General features: G+C 51.4%; 16 protein-coding genes and 1 pseudogene. 6 read left to right on the forward strand and 11 right to left on the reverse strand.

All coding sequences use genetic code 11. The features are described from left to right. Positions 1–2 precede the first annotated feature (2 nt). From AC27IT_RS12225 to lplT, 3 genes are all read left to right on the forward strand, one after another. Complete coding sequence (locus AC27IT_RS12225; RefSeq protein WP_005835181.1) at positions 3–641, forward strand: response regulator; 639 nt, start codon at positions 3–5, stop codon at positions 639–641. A gap of 108 nt (positions 642–749) precedes the next feature. Next, on the forward strand, positions 750–2,858 hold the full coding sequence (locus tag AC27IT_RS12230; RefSeq protein ID WP_327944416.1) for an AMP-binding protein: 2,109 nt from the start codon (positions 750–752) through the stop codon (positions 2,856–2,858). A gap of 1 nt (position 2,859) precedes the next feature. Continuing rightward, on the forward strand, positions 2,860–4,050 hold the full coding sequence (gene lplT / locus AC27IT_RS12235) for a lysophospholipid transporter LplT (RefSeq protein ID WP_327920282.1): 1,191 nt from the start codon (positions 2,860–2,862) through the stop codon (positions 4,048–4,050). A 135-nt stretch (positions 4,051–4,185) separates the two neighbouring features. On the opposite strand, the gene recQ is transcribed toward lplT, so the two are convergent. Continuing rightward, a complete protein-coding gene (gene recQ, locus AC27IT_RS12240) occupies positions 4,186–5,961 on the reverse strand; it encodes a DNA helicase RecQ (protein ID WP_327944415.1) in 1,776 nt (591 codons plus the stop codon). 328 nt (positions 5,962–6,289) lie between these two features. Beyond that, positions 6,290–6,583, reverse strand: a complete 294-nt coding sequence (locus AC27IT_RS12245) for a hypothetical protein (protein WP_025848064.1) — start codon at positions 6,581–6,583, stop codon at positions 6,290–6,292. 89 nt (positions 6,584–6,672) lie between these two features. On the opposite strand from AC27IT_RS12245, the gene AC27IT_RS12250 reads away from it, so the two are divergent. Both AC27IT_RS12250 and AC27IT_RS12255 read left to right on the forward strand, forming a co-directional pair. Beyond that, complete coding sequence (locus AC27IT_RS12250; protein ID WP_283858428.1) at positions 6,673–7,701, forward strand: hypothetical protein; 1,029 nt, start codon at positions 6,673–6,675, stop codon at positions 7,699–7,701. A gap of 238 nt (positions 7,702–7,939) precedes the next feature. Next, a pseudogene (locus AC27IT_RS12255) lies at positions 7,940–8,217 on the forward strand (transposase); the annotation flags it as partial. Positions 8,218–8,370: 153 nt separating this feature from the next. Here AC27IT_RS12255 and AC27IT_RS12260 read toward each other — a convergent pair. The 9 genes from AC27IT_RS12260 to AC27IT_RS12300 all read right to left on the reverse strand — a co-directional run bounded on the left by AC27IT_RS12260 (position 8,371) and on the right by AC27IT_RS12300 (position 17,534). Further along, positions 8,371–8,967 carry a VanZ family protein gene (locus AC27IT_RS12260; protein ID WP_235694753.1) on the reverse strand — a complete coding sequence of 199 codons (597 nt, stop codon included), beginning with the start codon at positions 8,965–8,967 and terminating at the stop codon, positions 8,371–8,373. Further along, positions 8,936–9,844 carry a D-alanyl-D-alanine carboxypeptidase family protein gene (locus AC27IT_RS12265; RefSeq protein ID WP_025848069.1) on the reverse strand — a complete coding sequence of 303 codons (909 nt, stop codon included), beginning with the start codon at positions 9,842–9,844 and terminating at the stop codon, positions 8,936–8,938. Before AC27IT_RS12265 ends, AC27IT_RS12260 begins: the two co-directional genes overlap by 32 nt. 109 nt (positions 9,845–9,953) lie before the next feature. After that, positions 9,954–11,063, reverse strand: a complete 1,110-nt coding sequence (locus AC27IT_RS12270) for a sensor histidine kinase (RefSeq protein WP_122905565.1) — start codon at positions 11,061–11,063, stop codon at positions 9,954–9,956. Beyond that, complete coding sequence (locus tag AC27IT_RS12275; RefSeq protein WP_412679496.1) at positions 11,053–11,745, reverse strand: response regulator transcription factor; 693 nt, start codon at positions 11,743–11,745, stop codon at positions 11,053–11,055. The genes AC27IT_RS12270 and AC27IT_RS12275 overlap by 11 nt, the downstream gene beginning before the upstream one ends. Positions 11,746–12,043: 298 nt before the next feature. Then, positions 12,044–12,580, reverse strand: coding sequence for a transposase (locus AC27IT_RS12280; protein WP_007778362.1), 537 nt, complete (start codon positions 12,578–12,580; stop codon positions 12,044–12,046). A 296-nt stretch (positions 12,581–12,876) separates the two neighbouring features. Next, positions 12,877–13,281, reverse strand: a complete 405-nt coding sequence (locus AC27IT_RS12285; RefSeq protein WP_005830112.1) for a hypothetical protein — start codon at positions 13,279–13,281, stop codon at positions 12,877–12,879. Between the two features lie 447 nt (positions 13,282–13,728). Further along, complete coding sequence (gene fumC / locus AC27IT_RS12290) at positions 13,729–15,117, reverse strand: class II fumarate hydratase (RefSeq protein ID WP_005830113.1); 1,389 nt, start codon at positions 15,115–15,117, stop codon at positions 13,729–13,731. Positions 15,118–15,309: 192 nt separating this feature from the next. Further along, positions 15,310–15,987 (reverse strand): MgtC/SapB family protein, encoded by a 678-nt coding sequence (locus AC27IT_RS12295; RefSeq protein WP_007778358.1) that lies wholly within the window; start codon positions 15,985–15,987, stop codon positions 15,310–15,312. A gap of 191 nt (positions 15,988–16,178) precedes the next feature. Then, complete coding sequence (locus tag AC27IT_RS12300) at positions 16,179–17,534, reverse strand: MATE family efflux transporter (protein WP_005830117.1); 1,356 nt, start codon at positions 17,532–17,534, stop codon at positions 16,179–16,181. A gap of 279 nt (positions 17,535–17,813) precedes the next feature. On the opposite strand from AC27IT_RS12300, the gene AC27IT_RS12305 reads away from it, so the two are divergent. Continuing rightward, positions 17,814–19,169, forward strand: coding sequence for an LLM class flavin-dependent oxidoreductase (locus AC27IT_RS12305; RefSeq protein ID WP_025848076.1), 1,356 nt, complete (start codon positions 17,814–17,816; stop codon positions 19,167–19,169). Positions 19,170–19,233 lie beyond the last annotated feature (64 nt).

The raw sequence follows: 19,233 nt of genomic DNA on the forward strand, positions 1-19,233 counted from the left end.
ACATGGAGACTATCAAAGTATTTCTCGTCGAGGACGACCCTGTCTGGCGAAAAGGACTGGTCGACTACCTGAACAAAGAAGCAGACCTCACCGTCGTCGGCGAGGCGGGCACGAAGGCGGAAGCGACCGAGCGCTTTTTGGCGGCAGAAGCCGACGTCGTCCTGATGGACATCAACCTGACCGAAAACAACCTCGACGGAATCGAAACCGCGATGGAGCTGATTGCGCTTGAGGCAGACTGTAAAATCATCATGCTCACGTCCTTGACCGCCGAGGATGTGATTGTCGAGTCCTTCTCTGCTGGCGCCGTCAATTACATCAGCAAGTCCAGCTTCAAGGAAATTCCCGACGCCATCCGCGCTGCCCACAACAGCCAGTCGGCGATTCACCCGACAGCAGCGGCTGCTTTGCGCAACGAGTTTTTGCGCCTGAAAAACGAAGAAAACCAGAAGCTGCTCTCCCCCGCGGAGAAGGACATTCTGCAACTGATCCACCAGGGAAAGACGCAGACGCAAATCGAGCAGTCCCTGCACATCACCAAGCGGACCATCAAAAACCACATCAACCGCATCCTGAAAAAAATGGGCGTCAAAACGAGCAAAGAAGCGGCCGCAAAAGCGAGCCAGAAAAAGCTATTCTAGGTATTATGACCAGGTACCAATGAATGTTGGTACTTTTTTTACTTCCCCCACTCCTTACAATGAGGACTATAAAGCAACGCCATTATCCTTTGAAAAGGTGTGGTCTACATGGTCCTCATTCATGCCTTCCTGAAAATGATTTTGCTGCTGTGGTTTCGGCCTCGCATTCACGGTGTAAACAAAATCGACCTGACGAAGCCGTCACTTATCATTCCCAATCACGTCTCCCTGCTCGACGCGGTACTCCTTTCCTTTTGCTTGCCTACGGGAGCTACCTTTGTCGTCAACACCGGGATCGCCAAGCGGTTTGCCTTTTTCCTGCGCTTCCGCAAGCACATCGCGATCGATCCGCTCAACCCGTACTCGATCCGCCACATGCTGCGGGTCATCCGCAAAGGAGAGACGCTGGTGATTTTCCCGGAAGGCCGCATCACCACAACAGGCGGCCTGATGAAAATCTACAGCGGCGTCGGCTACCTCGCCATGAGAACAGGCGCAACCATCTACCCGATCGCGATCAACGGCCTGGAGCGCTCGATCTTCTCTTATTTGCAAGGCAAGCTGCGCCGCTCGCTGTTCCCTGCTGTTACGATGACCGTCGGCACACCGTTCACCATCGCTCGCGACGAAAACCGCTCGATGCGTGAACAAAAGGCGTCGGCCAACGACCTGATCCTGCGCACGATGCAGGAGGAACTGTTCCAAAGCCGGATGAAGCAAAACGTCAACCTGTTCGATGAAGCGCTGGCAGCCGCCCGCCTCAACGGGCCGAAAATGGAGATCGCCAAAGACCTGACCTCGGCCATCAATTACCGCACCCTGCTCATCGGCAGCTATCTGCTCGGCAACAAACTGCAACAGCCCTTAATGGGGAAACCGGTCGTCGGCGTATTTCTCCCCAACTCGGTCGGGCACCTGGTTACTTTGATGGCGCTGTTTTGCATCGGGAAAACACCTGCAATCCTGAACTTTTCGCTCGGCATCCGTTCGCTGCTCGACTGCTGCGAGACAGCCCGTATCGATACGATCCTGACCTCGCGCGCCTTCATCGAAAAAGGCAAGCTGGAGCACATTATCGCGGGCCTTTCGCCGAGCATCCAGATTATTTACCTGGAAGATTTGAAAGCATCGGCCACCGCTTTTGACAAGCTGGCTGCCCTCACCGCGTATGTGACAAAGAAAAAAGCCGCGAAGAGTGCCAATGAACTGATTCTGTTCACCTCCGGCAGCGAAAGCAAGCCAAAAGGCGTCGTGCTGACGCACACCAATCTGTACGCCAACATCCAGCAAGTGACCAGCATGATCGACATTACGAGCCGCGACAAGTTTTTCAACGCGCTGCCGATGTTTCACAGCTTCGGACTGACTGCTGGCACGCTTTTGCCCATCATCAAGGGCATTCCGGTGTATCTGTATCCGAGCCCGCTGCACTACAAGGCGATTGCGGAGCTGGTGTACGATCAGAATGCGACCATTTTGTTCGGGACTTCGACGTTCATGGCTGGCTACGGACGGATGGCGCACCCGTACAACTTCTACTCTTTGCGCTACGTGTTTGCAGGCGCAGAAAAGCTGAAGGACGACGTGCGCAAGCTGTGGATGGATAAGTTCGGCGTGCGGATTTTCGAAGGTTACGGCGCGACCGAAACCGCTCCGATTCTCGCGCTCAACACGCCGCTCGCCAACAAGCCTGGAACAGTAGGTCGACTCGTGCCCGGCATGAGCTATCGGCTGGACCCGGTCGCAGGCATTGACGAAGGCGGAGAGCTGCTCGTCAAAGGCCCGAACGTCATGAAAGGCTACCTGATTCACGGCAAAGGCTTCGTGCCCGCCGGGGAATGGTACCACACAGGCGATCTGGTGACGGCTGACAAGGAAGGCTTTCTCAGCATTCAGTCTCGCCTGAAACGTTTTGCCAAAATCGGCGGCGAGATGGTGTCGCTCAATCTGGTGGAAGAGCTGGCAATGCAATGCTTCGGTCACTCCGGCTTTGCCGCGATCACCGTCAACGACCAGCGAAAAGGCGAGCGCGTCCTGTTGTTTACTACAGATGAAACCGTTCAGCTCAGTCAACTGCGCGCGTATTTGACGGAAAAGCAATACTCGCCGCTGCTCATTCCCGGCACGATGCAGGTCATCAAAGCTCTGCCACTTCTCGGGAGCGGAAAAACGGACTACGTCAGTCTGAAGCAACTGGCGGAAAGTGGAGGAAACTGATGTGAAGATGCGACTACAACCGCTCCAAGCCCTGTATTTCACGCAATTTCTCTCGGCCTTTGCCGACAACATGATTTTGTTTGTCATTGCCAACCTGCTGCGGGAGAACGGTTTTTCTCCCGCAATGCTCGCACTCGTTTCCATTTCCTTTTTTCTGCCGTACGTTTTTCTCGCTCCGCTCGTCGGGCCTTTTGCCGACAAACACGCCAAATCGTTCGTTCTGGTGATCGGCAACCTGATAAAAGCACTCGGTGTCGTGCTGCTGTTCGTCATCGATCACTCCAGCATTTTGCTGTTGATGCTCTGCTACTTTACGGTGGGGGTCGGCGCGGTTGTCTACTCGCCTGCCAAGTACGGCATCCTGCCGGAGCTGACTCGCAATGAACAGGAGCTGTTCCAGGCCAACGCGCGGATTGAGGCGTACACGATCGTCGCGATCTTGACCGGAATCGGCGGGGGCGGAGCGATCGCCTCCATGACAGCGCCGCAGTTCTCTTCGAGCATCTGTCTTGCCCTCTACCTGTTGTCGCTGGGCATGACCTTTTTCATCCCGCGCATCCGGGGGAACGCCTCGATTCGTTACGGTACGGAAGCACGCCGCTTTTTCATCGACTTCCAGCACCTGATGAACCGTGCGGAAACGAGCTTTGCGCTGATCGGAACCGGGGCCTTCTGGATGAGCTCGGCTGTGCTGCGGGTCGCCGTGCTGGCCTGGATACCCGCCGCACTCGGGATTAACCCGCAAAGCTTTTCCGTCTCGCTGATCCTGGCTACGACCTCAATCGGGATCATCATCGGCGCTTTTCTCGCCCCGCGGCTGATTCCGCTGTCCCGGTTCACCCGCTCAGTCGGCTACGGCTTCGGCATGTTTCTCATCATCGTGTTGTTTCCGTGGATTCACGTAACAGTTATTGCGATCTGCCTGCTGCTTCTGGTCGGGTTCATGGGCGGGGTGTTCATCATTCCGATGAATACGATCTTGCAGGACGAGGGCAAAAAGATGGTCGGCTCCGGCAAGACGATTGCGATTCAAAATTTTATCGAAAACTTTTTGATGGCTGCCGGGTCGGGGATTTACTACCTGGTCGTATTCCTGGGCGCCTCCATCTCCGTTGCTATCGTCGCCCAAGGGTTGCTGCTTCTGGCTTTTCTGCTGTATCTGATGAAGCATCGCAGTCGAATCGCGGGCTAAAGCGGGGGAAAGAGAAGACTGCTGCGTGCGTGAGTGGATGGCGCCAGTGTATAAAGTAGCAAAAGCCGTGATAGTCAGCGTCACGGCTTTTGTTTTGACCACCGCTACAATAGCGAAAAGCCGTGACCATGACCGTCACGGCTTGACTGCGGCGTAGTTTTGCAAACATTCCAGGAAGAGTTGGCCGTACTTCTCGAACTTGGCTTCGCCCACGCCTTTGATCTTGAGCATCGCCTGCTTGTCGGTCGGGCAGAGGCTGCTCATTTCCTTCAATGTGCTGTCGTGGAAAATGACGTATGGCGGCACCCCTTCGCGCTGTGAGATTTCCTTGCGCAGCGCACGCAACTGCTCGAACAGCTCGTCGTCCTCTGCGAGCGCTGCCGGGCGGAGCGATATTTTTTGCACGACGCGCTCCTCGCCCTTGAGCACTGGCAGCGCCCGCGCTCCCAGCTTTACAATCGGGTACTGGCTTTCTGTCACCTGCAAGTATCCTTCGGCAATGAGCAGTTGGATCAGGTCGGCGATTTCCTTTTCCTTGTACTCCTTCATCAGTCCGTAGGTAGGAAGCTGGTCGAACTGGAACTGCGTGACCTTTTTGTTTTTCGAGCCTTTGAGTACCTGGGCAACCAGAGTTGCGCCGAAGCGTTCCCGCATCCGCTTGACGCAGGAAAAGATTTTTTGTGCTTCAAGGGTAATGTCGGTCAGCTCCGTGTTGTCGGTGCAGTTGTGGCAGCGGCCGCACTCAGGCGCATCCGTCTCGCCGAAATACTGCACGATGTACTGCTGCAGGCAGCGCGGCGTCCGGCAGTAGTCGACCATGGCGTACAGCTTTTTGTACTCGTGCTCCTTGCGTTCGTCGGTTAGCTGGTTTTGCTCGATAAAAAAAGACTGGGTCTGGATGTCCTGCGGCTGGTACAGCAAAATGCACTCGCTCGGCTCGCCATCGCGTCCGGCGCGGCCCGCCTCCTGGTAGTACGCTTCCAGGTTTTTCGGCATGTTGTAGTGAATGACGTAGCGCACATTGGACTTGTCGATGCCCATTCCGAATGCGTTGGTCGCGACCATCGTGCGGACGTCATCGAACAGGAACGCTTCCTGATTCGCCGCCCGCTCTTCCTCGGACAGCCCGGCGTGGTATTTGGTCACGGAAAAGCCGCGCTTCGCGAGGTCGGCGTGCAGCGCATCGACGTCTTTTCGCGTGGCGGCGTAGATGATTCCGGACTGCTGCCTGTTGGCTTTCAAATACGCCTGGATGAACTCGCGGCGGTTTTCCCCTTTGCGCACCGACAGAATGAGGTTGTCCCGGCCAAAGCCAGTGATAAAGAGGCGCTCGTCCTCCAGGCTAAGCTGGCGCTTGATGTCGGCGGTAACTTCCGGTGTTGCCGTCGCGGTCAAGGCTGCGACGACGGGACGCTCTGGCAGCGTGCGCAAAAAGCGGGCGATCTCCAAATAGCTGGGGCGGAAGTCGTGGCCCCACTGCGAGACACAGTGCGCCTCATCGACAGCGACGAACGAAATCGGCACATTGCGGATCAAAGTTTGAAACGTTTCCGACTCCAGCCGCTCAGGCGCGATATAAAGCAGCTTGTACTCCCCGCGCGCCGCCATCCGCAAGCGCTCGCGCACCTCGCTGTAGTCGAGCGAGCTGTTGATCTGCGTTGCCGCAATGCCCATGTTGACCAGCACATCTACCTGGTCCTTCATCAGCGAGATAAGCGGCGAAATAACGATGGTGACGCCGTCGAACAGCATGGCCGGCACCTGATAGCAGATGGATTTTCCCCCGCCGGTCGGCATGATGCCGATCGTGTCATGGCCTGCGAGCAGGCTCTCGATAATCTTCTTTTGTCCCTCGCGAAACGATTCGTAGCCGAAATATTTTTGCAAAACTTCCTGTGCTTTATGGAGCAAAGAGAATCACCTTCTCTTTCAATAAATTGGTTCAATTGATTATTGATTCTATTTAGTGTAAACACAGGTGGTGGGACAAAACAAGAGGAAGCACAGCAGATGAAAAAGAGCACCATTGCAGGTGCCCTTGTTCTGTATTGCGTTTGGCAGGCTTGGTCAGCCTTGTACGCCATAGCTTTTATCAGGGTACGTCGTCGAGTCTCTGGCAGAACGGTCACTGATAGAACACAAAAACTGCATATCCCAGAACCATCAGAGCCGGCCATGCTTTACCCAGAACGATCAGAACCACAACGACTTAGACAAAACATAACCCAATAAAAATGTTTCATCTTTCGTTTAGGGGTTCTATAGAAACAAGTTTCGGCAATCCTATCAAGCTAGACTCATACTCTACAAAATACTCTTCGTTCGCTTTAATTAATTTCGTAATAACCCTCGGGACATCAATCGTTCTTTTCATGTTGAGTTGATCCTCAATTACGATGAAGTCATTGCTAACCTCTTTTACTTTTACGACGGCTGCTGTCTTCTCCTTAAAATAAATACTCCATATTAGTGAAAACCCCATCATTACAAGACACAATATGCCCAAGTAAACAATAAGTTTTTTCTTTTCCATTTACATTATCTCCTTTATTTACATATATTGATAATTTTATACAAGTATTGTTACTATTCTAATATACCATACATTAGGAGGTTTTTTAAATGCTTCCCTTTGCAAGAAAAAAAATAATAGCTTCTCTAATTGCAACTGTTACACTGACTAGCTTGATCCCATTTACTGTAGCTGCTGCAAGCAAAGACTTTAAAGAGATTGAGGAAGCGGTTAATTTTGACATGGTTAAGGTCGGCGATCTCGATGTAAGGGTTTATGAAGACGGACGGGTTAAAGGTCTCGGAAAATCAAAATCCGAAAAAGTCCCAAAAAATGATCGAAAAAAAATACTTAAGATAATGGGTTTTTCTGAAAAAGAAATTGATACTTTACCAGAGGAAATGCAAGAGGAATTGATAGCTGATGGTGGCGTTAAAGTGGACTCGGAAGTTGAGTATGAACCAACTTTCTATACTGACCTAGATGGAGTTGAACACATCGTCACTGAAAAAAACAAAGAAAAAATTCAAAAAATCGCAAGGAAAGATTTTGAAAGACTACAAGAAAATGAATTGGTAAACAAAGAAATTACGGGAGATGTAAAGATTGCTGGAACTGATCTTGGTGATTATAAGGAAGGAGATTTTAAAGGCTGGGGTTATATTGTCTATCATGGTATAGAGGATGGCGAATATGAATATTCTTACTACACTAAATTTGAATGGAGTTCACGCCCTATACTTTATTTTACTGATCGAGTAGCGCATGCTTGGCAATCTCATACAACATCTGTAAAAACAACCGCCGATTATGATGTGACTCATTTTAGCAGTAGCGGTAGAAAACTTGGAAGTTTTGATTTTGATCCAGACATTGAGCAGGACGTCTATGGTTCAATGGCAGAAATTGATATTGACTATCATGAAGGAATACATGAAGGCTACGTAAAAGACAAGGTGCGTATACCTAAATCTCACAAAGGCCAAACAGGGCAGTTTGTATCTAAATATGTACACTCAAGTGCACCTAAATATATTGATGGTTTTAGTATAGGCTATGGGCCATTATCTATTACAATTAAAGGATCTAACTGGGTATATTCTTGGAGAAACACTTTTAAGATAGGAAACGACTATTAAAGCTCCATTAATCTGTAGCCTTTTAATTCCCTAATCAAAAATTTAAGTTTGTAGATATACTTTACAAACACCAGTTGATCTTTAGTGCCATATAATATAGCTCTCCGATAAGTGCGGAGAGTTATATTTTTTAACATATTTTAAAGACTTTGTGGTGGACCGGCTACACTGAATTGGACAATTCTCGTAAGGTCTAGTAGATTGAAATCAAATCGATAGAGAACGGGGAGAATATGTCATGGCGAAACGTGAGCGTCGGTCATTTACAGACGAGTTCAAACAGCAGATGGTTCAACTTTATGAGAATGGGAAGCCTCGTGCAAATATTATGAGAGAATACGATCTTAGTGCATCTGCGTTTGACTGTTGGATCAAACAGAGTAGAAATACAGGTTCTTTCAAAGAAAAAGATAACTGAACGGAGGAACAAATTCAACTCCTTGCGCTACGCTAGGAAATTCAACGATTAAAAATGGAGAACGATATTTTAAAGCAAGCAGCGCTGATCTTCGGACTGCCTTGTTGCGCAGACTCGCCCGAATACAACAGCCTCAAATTGGGTTCGTGTACTCAGTTCGGGACTTTGCCGCTGGCTTCCTTCAGACTCCACCTCGCGAAGGACACCCTTGCAGGTGCCCTCTTGTTCTGTATTTCGTTTGGCAGGCTTGGTCAGCCTTGTACGCCATAGCTTTTATCAGGGTACGTCGTCGAGTCTCTTGCAGAACGGTCACTGGAAAGATGACGCCAAAAGACAAACCACAGCACCAAATAAACGCCATACCCGAGTATCCCTCCCACCGTATTCAGCAAAAGATCGTCGACGTCAAACGTGCCGCAGCTCAGCACTAGCTGCGTCGTTTCCAGCCCAAGGCTAAACAGAAACGACAGCCATGCGACTTTGCCGACGGAGCCTGCTTTTTTCGCAAACAACAGCGGCAGCATCAAGCCAAAGGGCATAAATGCAACGATGTTTCCGACGAGATTCACGAAGCTGTGCCCACTCTGGCCGTTTCGAATCTGTGACACGTAGTTTTGAATTTCATGAAACGGCACGAGGTTGCCCCGGTAGCGCAGCCGCTCCACGATGCTCGTCGGGTCGTTTGAAAGCATTTGCCATTGTATCTGCAACAGCTCTATATCCAGACTGCTGAATTTTAACAACAGTACTTTTATGACCAAATACAAATACACCGCGAAAACGGCGTACCCCAGAAAAAGCGGAACCGTCCATGCCCTACCTTTTTTCGGCGCTGTATGCAATGTCAAATCCCCTCTCCAACAACTTTTTTGTCTCTGTAAAGCGGACCACTTCGTTTGCCGCCCCCATCACCACAGAAATCAGACGCTTGTCACCCTGCCTGGCCGTCCCTGTAAAACAGTAGCCCGCTTTATCGGTAAACCCTGTCTTCAGTCCGTCCAGCCCTGGCACGTTCATTTCGTCGTGATCGGTGCGCACCATCAGATTGGTGTTGTCCACCCGTTCCCCGAAAGAAAGCTGCACAAAAGGCTCGGCAGTCAGCTCCACAATCTCCGGGAAGTCGCGAAGCAGATAGTGCGCCAGCATGCCTACGTCTCTTGCCGACATCTCATTTTGCCCGTAGTCGTAATCCAGCCCTGTCGCGTTGACAAAAGACGAGGACGCAAGCCCCAGCTCGGCTGCCTTTTTGTTCATCTGTCTGGCAAAAGCAGACGTACTGCCCGCCAGGTATTCACCGATGGCCACGGCCGCGTTGTTTGCGGAGCCGACCGCCATCGCTTCGTACAAATCGCGAAGCGGGTACGCTCTGCCCGGCTCAAGCTGCACCCGCGCGCCCCCGGCCCCGGCGGCATTTGCGGAAACGGGCACTTCATCGTCCCAAGCGACACGCTTCTCCCGGATCGCTTCCAGCAGCAAATACTCGGTCATCATTTTCGACATGCTTGCCACCGGATAGGGGGTATCGGCATTTTGGGCGTACAACACTTCGCCTGTCTCGCTGTCGAGCAAAACAGCCGCCCGCGCCTCCACACTGCCGGTTATTTTCCCCAGCACAGTCTCAGCTCTTCTGTTTACCAAATCTGCTACTGCCGGCCTCATGTCGCTCCAACAGGCATAACCCGCAGCCACAACGAGCAGAAGCAGCAGCAGTGTTCCTCTCCGCATAAAAACAAGCCCTCCTCATCACACATGAACACATTCGTTCTTCATGCAACAAGGATAGGCTTTTGAAATCAAAAAAACGGAAACGAAAAGTAAAGAAAAAGGAAAGGATTTATGAAGAGGGAGAGGTACGAGGAAGCCAGATCGTAAAGGTCGTCCATTCCGGCGTGCTGTCCACGGAAATGCTGCCATGGTGCAGGTCAATGATGCTTTTGGCGATGGCCAGTCCCAGTCCCGAGCCGCCCGTCTCTTTGGAGCGCGACCCTTCTACCCGGAAAAAGCGCTCGAACAGATTGGGGATATATTCGGCTGGAATTGGCGCTCCGTTGTTGGCAACAGATATGGCAACCCCGCCCTGCTGCTCGAATAGGCGAATGAAAATGTCCGTGCCGTCCCGCCCGTATTTGACCGCATTTGAGAGCAAGTTTTCCAGCACGCGGACGAGCTTGTCTGTATCGCCGATCATCTCGATTTTTTCGTCCGGCGTGTCTACATGCAGGCACAAGCCCGCTTCCTGCGCCGCAATGCGAAAGCCCACCGAGACTTGCTCCACCAGCTCCACGAGGTCAAACTGTGTCCGGGTCACATGCGCGCCCCGATTGCGGACCTTGGTGTACTCGAACAAGTCATTGACCAGCACGTTCATCTGCCTGGCCTTTTCATAGGCGATGTGGGCGTACTGCCTGAGCTGCTCTTCGTTTTTGTACTTGCGCTCTTCAATCAGTCCCAAATAACCGATAATCGACGTCAGCGGGGTGCGCAAATCGTGGGACACGTTCGTCACCAGCTCATCCTTGGACTGCTCCAGCCGCCGCTCCTCCTCCATCGCTTCGCGCGTGCTTTTGACCAGCGCATGAATGCTGTCGACTACATTTCCCAGGCTGCCGCTCGGCCGGATGGAGATGACGTGCTGAAAATTCCCTTTGGCGATGTAGTGCAGTTCGGAGATGATCTGCTCCATTTGTTTTTGCTCGATGTACTTGCGGATACGGACAAACGTCCAGGCGGCAAACAACCCGATTCCCAACAGAATGATCGGGATTTTAAAAGACTCAATGCCGAAGCTGCGCCGCAAAAACCAGACGTACTCTTTGACTTCCCGAATGTTGTACAAATAGTTTTGGGCGAGAAAGGAAGCGGTCTGCAAAACAGCATAGAAGATTGCCAGACTCAGGATCAGGTCGAGGAAAATGCGCAAAAAATCTTTGGCATCAAGCTTCAATTTTATAGCCTACCCCCCAGACGGTCTGGATCACTTTTTCGCCATTGGTCGCCTTCTCCAGCTTTTCGCGCAAATTGCTGATGTGCACCATCACCGTCTTGTAGGAGACGTAGTTTTCCATTTTCCAGCAGCGGTCGAAAATTTCTTCGGAGGAAAAAACCCGGTTCGGGTGGCTGGCCAGCAAAAACAGCACGGAAAATTCCAGGGCGGTCAGTTTGATCGGAACGCCGTCCTTCGTCTCAACGACGTGGCTCTGCTTGTCGATAATCAGCGGGCCTGCCTCGATGACGTGATCCTGCTTTTGCTGTTGGTTGTAATTGGCTCGGCGCAAAAGGGATTTGACCCGCGCGATCACCTCCAGCGGATTGAACGGCTTGGCGACGTAATCATCGGCCCCGGTCATCAACCCCATGATTTTGTCCATGTCGTTCGTTTTCGCGCTGGCCATCAGGATGGGGATTGTCGAGTCTTTTCGTATGCGTTTGGTCACTTCCAACCCGTCGAGGTTCGGCATCATGACGTCCAAAATAACGAGATCGATGTTTTTTTGGGCGAGCTTTTCCAGCGCTTGTACGCCGTCGTGGGCTTTTTCGATCTCGTAGCCTTCGTTGCCTAAATAGATGGCGAGCAGGTCTACGATTTCCTTGTCGTCGTCTACGATTAATATTCTCATCGGCTGCACCTCCGCACGAATCTGAGTCATTACTGAACACTATAGCAGAAATGTTTAAAGAAAATCTAAAGAGTGCGTGGGAGAGATTAATTCTGGCAGTGGGATGCGGGGTAGGGGCTTGGGAGGATGATGTAAGTTGTTGCTACGATGTAGTTCGCTTGATCGGGACTTTCGGTGGGCGAGGAAAGAGGTGAAATCGCTGTAGCTTCTTGGGCTCCCTGCTGGGGGTTGGACTGCCCGGCTCCGGGGAAAAAGCGAAACCGCGTCCAAAAGTGGTTGATTCAGGTAGCCGCTCAGAGTTGGACGCTCATACTTCTTTGTAATGCTCTTCGAAGTTATTAAGTTTTCGGTCCAAGTCCATAACCGGTGTAGCGATGTCTTTCAGATAATGATACTGGCAGTATTGATACGGGACGTCGGGGAGCAATGTTTCAAAGGCTAGTCGAATGGATTGTTGCCCATCACTTACAATGCCAATAATAGGGTAACCCAATTCTACGATAGGGCGAATCAGGTTCTGTAGTTCCTCTGATGATCCGCTTTTCAGATTCTTGGCAGCTAGTACCGTCCCACTAAACACTTCACGGATGACATATAAAGTTTCATTCCCTTTTTTTGGTTGCACACCATCCATGGAAAGCATCAATCCTCCGTTTTGTGAACTTACATGATGCAACACTTCGCGTATATGTTGGTCTACACTGGCTCCAAGGAGAGTAAGATAACGCTCGTAAAGCATTTGAACATTGCGGTCTGTCGTTCTCACACCACGTCTGTTTAACTCTTCCGCAATCTCTTGTCGGGTCATGTGATTCTGGGGAATAATTCGATTTTTTGGACGCATAAAAACCTCTGTTCATCAAGGAATGGTTACTCCATTACTTCGATCCACAGAGGTAATTTCCTGTGTAGTATGTTTATTCCATTGTAGAAAAAAGCAAGGAGCCCCAATACACTTTTATCTCCGAAAAATCTTGGAGCAAAAAGGGGCTCCTTTACTATGAAAACTTCGAAACGAGTTGATGGTTTTAAGAAACATCTCAGGTCTTAGAAAATGAGGATATCAAGAGATAGAAGAATATAGTTTGAAAAAGGTCGAAGCCAGATTTGTTACTACGACGACAGCTAACATTCTCTCTATTATTTTACCGCTGTAAATGTTACAACAGTTGAATATGAAGTATGCACTTTCTTATCTTTAACCACAACCTGAACCCTCATATTATGATCTGCTGCATACAATACTTCATTTTGAAGTTGTGCATTAGCAGAAAGTGCTGTAGCCGCCATTGCTACTGTTGCTCCAGGCCCTAAAAACCCGATCAGAGTTTCAGCAATTGTCGCACCTCCACTTGTCGCACCTCTCATAATACTAGCCATATACTTTACTTGATCTTTTGAAAGATAATAAGACCCAAGTACAATGTACTCGTCGCTACTTGCGGCGTATGCGCTTTGATTAGCTATATTAGCTACAGGCAAAACACCAGTGATTCCAAGGGTTAAGGAGAGCACTGCAGCAGTACTTTTAAAAGCTTTTTTCATTTTTATAACCTCTTTTCGATTCGATATGATCTCACGCAACTTTTATTCCTACTCTTTCTATCTCTCTTTTCGTAGACCTTACTTTGAAGTGTACCAATGCTATACAATATTTTTCCAACTCCAAAAAAGCGTTTTTCAGACAATTTCAGCTATTAATTCCAAAAAATGATAATATGCTCCCAAATCCTTGGAATTACATTAAAAAAACCCTTTTTTCTAAAATGATACAAAGCGGCAAAAGTTTTTGAAATCCTTCCCACGGTATAGAGCCTCGATACTAGTAATCTACATTCCACTGAGAACTAACGAGTGTTTCAGTTCTACAGTGAAAGGCGATCACTGAGAGAGAATAATAAAAAAAACTGACGCCTATGAATGGAGTCAGCCAAGTGGCCTAGCAGCCAAAATTTTTATTGTTTCTTGCCATCATCGGCTCTGTGAATCCCACTATTCCTTCGGATGAATCATCTGCTCAGGACGCACGATTTGGTCGAATTGCTCCTCGGTCAGCAGGCTGCTCTTGATAGCCGCTTGCTTGAGCGTGATGCCTTCTTTGTGCGCCAGCTTGGCTACTGCCGCTGCGTTTTCGTAGCCGATATGCGGGTTCAGCGCGGTTACGAGCATCAGGGAGTTGTTCAGGTTTTCCTGGATGACAGGCAAGTTCGGCTCGATGCCGACCGCGCAATGGTCGTTGAACGACTTCATGGCGTCTGCGAGCAGTCGGGCCGATTGCAGGAAGTTGTAGATGATGACAGGCTTGAACACGTTCAGCTCAAAGTTCCCTTGGCTTGCGGCAAAGCCGATCGCGGCATCGTTGCCCATCACCTGGCACGCCACCATCGTAATCGCTTCGCTTTGTGTCGGGTTGACTTTTCCTGGCATGATCGAGCTGCCCGGCTCGTTGGCAGGGATTACGATTTCGCCGATGCCGCAGCGCGGTCCGCTCGCCAGCCATCTGACGTCGTTGGCGATTTTCATCAGGTCGGCTGCCAGCGCCTTCAACGCTCCGTGTACGTGAACAAGCTCATCGTGGCTGGTCAGCGCGTGGAATTTGTTTTCGGCGGTCACGAATTTTTTGCCGATCGCTTCGCTGATTTCCGCAGCGACCATTTCGCCAAAGCGCGGATGGGCGTTGATGCCGGTTCCGACGGCCGTACCGCCAATCGCCAGCTCACGCAAATATTCGTTGCTTTCCTGAATCATTTTCTCTGTTTTTTCCAGCATGCGCACCCAGCCGCTGATTTCCTGGCCCAGTGTCAGCGGGGTGGCATCCTGCAAATGCGTCCGGCCGATTTTGATGATGTCTATGTAGGCTTCGCTTTTTTCCTTGAGCGTCTGCTTGAGCAGCGCCAGCGCAGGCAGCACTTGGTCCTCAATGGCTACCAGTCCCGCCATGTGCATAGCAGTCGGGAACGTATCGTTGGAGCTTTGCGATTTGTTCACATCGTCGTTGGCGTGAATCCGCGCGCTGCTGCCTTTTTCCTCCAGCAACTGGTTGGCGCGGCGAGCGATGACTTCGTTGACGTTCATGTTGGATTGGGTGCCGCTTCCGGTTTGCCAAACAACCAGCGGGAAGTGCTCGTTCCATTTTCCGGCGATGACTTCGTCGGCTGCCGTTACGATCGCTTCGGCCTTTTCCGCGTCCAGCTTGCCCAGCTTTTGGTTCGCCAGGGCCGCGCTTCTTTTCAGGATGGCAAACATGCGGATGACCTCAAGCGGCATTTTCTCCTCGCCGATCTCGAAGTTTTGGAAGCTGCGCTGCGTTTGCGCCCCCCACAACTTGTCCGCAGGCACTTTCATTTCACCCAACGTGTCTTTTTCGATCCGAAATTCCATCTCGCATCCTCCTCTATGAATGATTGCCTCTTTTATCATGTCCACTTTTTCCATTTTGGAATGAGAGCAGACGTATTCATTTAAAATGATAATGATTTTCATTCTTGTTATCAAGAGCAGAAGTGTTCCTCGCATGCAAAAAGACCGCAGCGCCATCTGCAAACGGTCAGCTACGGTCTTTGTTTCTACCCCTTATCTACTCTCTACCTCAACAGAAATGACGTGATCGACAGCTTTCAGCAAGCTGTAAATGTCGGTCGTATATGTGTTTTCCGAAGCGGTAATCATCATTTCCAACTTTTGCAATCCGTTGTCCAGGTCTTTGACCTTGACCCGTTTTACCTGCAGGTCGATGTGCTTGATCTGTTTGAAAACGCCGTCCAGATCGCCGCCCCCTTCGACGACAATCTTGATCGACAAATCCCGCTGCCGCAAAGACTCGGGACCGATCCATTTGAGAATGAGCGGAAACAGGTTGATCGCCAAAATAATCAGGATGGTCGCTGTCACCGCCTCAAAGTAATACCCCGCCCCTACGGCAATACCCAGTCCGGAGGCAGCCCAGACCATGGAAGCCGTGGTCAGCCCGGAGATTACATCGTTGCTTCTGCGCAAAATCACGCCAGCTCCGAGAAAACCGACGCCGCTCACGATTTGCGCGGCCAGGCGCAGCGGGTCCATGTTGGTGTGTCCAGGCAAGGAGAACCGATGTACCGACTCAATCGAGACAATCGTAATCAGACAGCTCGCCACTGATATGACCATGCTTGTTTTCACGCCAAGCGGCTTATGCTTGAGCTGTCTGTCCATCCCGATCAGCAAGCCCAGAAACATCGCTATCCCCAGCTTCATCAAAAAATCATACGTCATTCGCTTCTCCTCCCCCTTTCAATGTCAGCTTTTCTCCCATCACTCTATTAGAAAGTATATACGCTCTCCTTGAAAAATAGGAGAGAAATTTTTCATGGCTGCTCATAGTGTAAGCTGGCCCTTCTGTCTTCATGCAAAAAACGGGAAACCCCTCATCCGGAGTTTTCCCGCTTTGCTTGCGCCACGCTTGGTTACGAGACGCTGCGTATCATGCGTTTTTGCAGGGACAGCAGGCGTCCGAACAGGAAGATCGCGCCTGCCGCCAAGCCTGTAATCAGCCCGATCCAGTAGCCAAAGGCAGCCAGCGAGGTGTACTGCGCCAGGACGTACCCGAGCGGCAGCCCGATGACCCAGTACGAGACAAGGGCGACGATAAACGTGACCGTAACGTCCTTGTAGCCGCGCAAAATCCCCTGGATCGGCGCCGCCACCGCATCGGAAATCAAAAACAGAATCGAGTACATCAAAAAGTGCTGCGTAAGCTCCAAAACCTCGATGTCCGTCGTATAAAATCCGGCGACCTGCCTGTTGAACAGCAGCAAGCCTGTGCCGAACAGCAGGGCAAGTCCAGTGGCGATGCCGATGCCCAAATAGCTGTACTGCTTGGCGTCGCGAAACCGCTTCGCCCCGACCTCGAAGCCGACCACGATAGTCAAAGCCATCGAGATGCTGAGCGGAACCATGTAAATAAACGAAGCGAAGTTCATCGCCGCCTGGTGCGCCGCAATCGTAATCGTGCTGTACTCGCTCATGAACAAGGTAACAGCGGCAAAAATGCTCACTTCGAAAAAGATCGAAAAGCCGATCGGCAAGCCGAGCTTGAGCAGCTCTTTCCACGCGCTCATGGAGACGCGGTAAAACTTGCGGAACACCCCGAAATCGGTAAACGGCTGCACGCGCTGCACGACAACCAGGCTAATCAGCAAAATGCACCAGTAAGTCAGCGCCGAGGCGTAGCCCGCCCCGATTCCGCCCAGGCGCGGCAAACCGAAGTTGCCGAAAATCAGGGCGTAGTTCAGCACGACGTTGATTGGCAGCGAGAGCAGCGTAATGAACATGGTAATTCTCGTCTCCCCCAACGCGTCGATGAAGCAGCGAATGACCGTGTAGAGAAACAAAGGCACAATCCCGATGGCTATCGCATGCAGGAAGCCGCGGGCAATGTGTCTGACGTCGCTTTCGAGCTGCATGCTGTTCAACACCGGCTCAAGCGCCAAGCCGCCGACGATCAGCACCCCGATGGCAATCGCCACTCCCAGGTACAGTGCCTGCATGACCGTGTAGGGCACCTGGTCTTTGCGCTGCGCTCCGATCATTTGCGCCACCATCGGCATCACTGCCATGAGAATACCCGTCAATCCGGCTTGAATCGGCGTCCAGAGGCTGGCCCCGATCGCCACTCCGGCCAAGTCAGTCGGACTGGCGTGCCCGGACATGATCGTATCGGCAAAAGTCATGGAGAAAAGCGCCAACTGCGATATAAGGATGGGCAGCAACACCATCAGAAACTGCCGCCACTTTTCTTTTAACGAATAAGTCTCATGCATGATTGTTCTTCCTCATTTACATTAGAAATATCTACACCATTAATATAGTAGAAACGTGTTGAAAAGCACTGCAAAAAGCTTCTCTATGCACTTTAGCACAAAATGAAAGTCTAGCATAAGAAAATTGCAGACATCGCGAAAGAAAACTCACTGTTAAAATTTTTTATATACATTGACAATGGTGCGCGAACAGGCGTATATTTTAAAACTAAAACCGACTATTTAAATTGGAATTGTGCACTTTAATTCCTACCCACAACCAAAGGAGCGTAGAAGGACATGGCACAGGCCCCCAAACATCTGAAAATCGGCGTTTTTCTCGCCGGCACTGGTCATCACGTCGCATCCTGGCGTCACCCTCATGCGCAAACCGACGGCAGCATGAACCTCGCCTATTTTCAGCAACTGGCGCAAACAGCCGAACGCGGAAAGCTGGATATGCTGTTTCTCGCGGACAGCCTGTCGATCAGTCCCGACTCCCATCCGAATGTGCTGGCACGCTTTGAACCGTTTACGCTGTTGTCGGCGCTGTCTGCCGTCACTTCGAAAATCGGCCTGGCCGCCACAGCGTCTACGACGTACAGCGAGCCTTTTCATATCGCCCGCCAGTTCGCTTCGCTCGATCACATCAGCAACGGCCGTGCAGCGTGGAATGTCGTCACCTCCTCGATCGAATCGACGGCCTTGAACTTTAGCGGAGAAAAGCATCCCGAGCACAGCCTGCGCTATCAGCGCGCAGAAGAATTTGTCGAGGTCGTAAAAGGACTGTGGGATTCCTGGGAAGACGACGCCCTCATTCGCGAGCAGGAATCCGGCGTTTTTTTCGATCCGGCCAAGTTGCATGAGTTGCAGCACCGCGGCGAGTTCTTTTCCGTTCGCGGACCGTTGAACGTAGCCAGACCGCCCCAGGGGCATCCCGTCATCATTCAGGCAGGGTCTTCCGAGCCCGGTCAGCACCTGGCCGCCCGCACAGCGGAAGTCATTTTCACGGCGCAAAACAACTTGCCGGACGCCCAAGCCTTTTACCAAAGCGTGAAGGCAAAAGTCGTCTCCTACGGCCGCTCTCCTGACGAGGTGAGCATCATGCCGGGAATCTTCCCGGTTCTCGGCGATACGGAAGAAGCCGCACAGGCCAAATTCCAGCAGCTTCAAGAGCTGATTTTGCCCTCTGTCGGGTTGAAAATTCTTTCCAGCTATCTCGGCGGCTTCGATCTGACGCCGTATCCGCTCGACGGTCCGCTGCCAGACATCGACATCCCGGAGACGAACAGCGTAAAAAGCCGCTTCGAGCTGGTGCTGAACCTGGCGCGCCGGGAAAAGCTGACGATCCGCCAGCTTTATCAGTACATCGCCGGATCGCGCGGCCACCACATCTTTGTCGGGACGCCACAGCAGCTTGCGGACAAGATGGAGGAATGGGTGCAGCAAGGCGGCTGCGACGGCTTCAATCTGATGCCGCCTCTCTTGCCAGAGGGTCTGGACGTGTTCGTCGATGAGGTCGTGCCGCTCCTTCAGCAGCGCGGGCTGTTCCGCACCGAATACGAAGGCAATACGCTGCGCGAGCATCTCGGCTTAAAGCGCCCTGCCAATCGTTATACGAACCGGCAAGCCAACGGGACACACGTATCCAGCTAAAACATAAACGCCGCAAACGGCCAGCCGATGCCGACAAACGTATCGCCTGGACCCGTTTGCCGCG

Source organism: Brevibacillus sp. YAE8 (genome assembly GCF_057543335.1).

What these genes read in the sequence shown, in the direction of transcription:
- AC27IT_RS12280 (WP_007778362.1), bottom strand. Translation starts at nt 12,580, where the DNA reads ATGCGTCCAAAAAATCGAATTATTCCCCAGAATCACATGACCCGACAA.
- AC27IT_RS12285 (WP_005830112.1), bottom strand. Translation starts at nt 13,281, where the DNA reads ATGAAAAAAGCTTTTAAAAGTACTGCTGCAGTGCTCTCCTTAACCCTT.
- AC27IT_RS12250 (WP_283858428.1), top strand. Translation starts at nt 6,673, where the DNA reads ATGCTTCCCTTTGCAAGAAAAAAAATAATAGCTTCTCTAATTGCAACT.
- fumC (WP_005830113.1), bottom strand. Translation starts at nt 15,117, where the DNA reads ATGGAATTTCGGATCGAAAAAGACACGTTGGGTGAAATGAAAGTGCCT.
- AC27IT_RS12225 (WP_005835181.1), top strand. Translation starts at nt 3, where the DNA reads ATGGAGACTATCAAAGTATTTCTCGTCGAGGACGACCCTGTCTGGCGA.
- AC27IT_RS12305 (WP_025848076.1), top strand. Translation starts at nt 17,814, where the DNA reads ATGGCACAGGCCCCCAAACATCTGAAAATCGGCGTTTTTCTCGCCGGC.
- AC27IT_RS12245 (WP_025848064.1), bottom strand. Translation starts at nt 6,583, where the DNA reads ATGGAAAAGAAAAAACTTATTGTTTACTTGGGCATATTGTGTCTTGTA.
- AC27IT_RS12230 (WP_327944416.1), top strand. Translation starts at nt 750, where the DNA reads ATGGTCCTCATTCATGCCTTCCTGAAAATGATTTTGCTGCTGTGGTTT.
- AC27IT_RS12295 (WP_007778358.1), bottom strand. Translation starts at nt 15,987, where the DNA reads ATGACGTATGATTTTTTGATGAAGCTGGGGATAGCGATGTTTCTGGGC.
- AC27IT_RS12300 (WP_005830117.1), bottom strand. Translation starts at nt 17,534, where the DNA reads ATGCATGAGACTTATTCGTTAAAAGAAAAGTGGCGGCAGTTTCTGATG.
- AC27IT_RS12265 (WP_025848069.1), bottom strand. Translation starts at nt 9,844, where the DNA reads ATGCGGAGAGGAACACTGCTGCTGCTTCTGCTCGTTGTGGCTGCGGGT.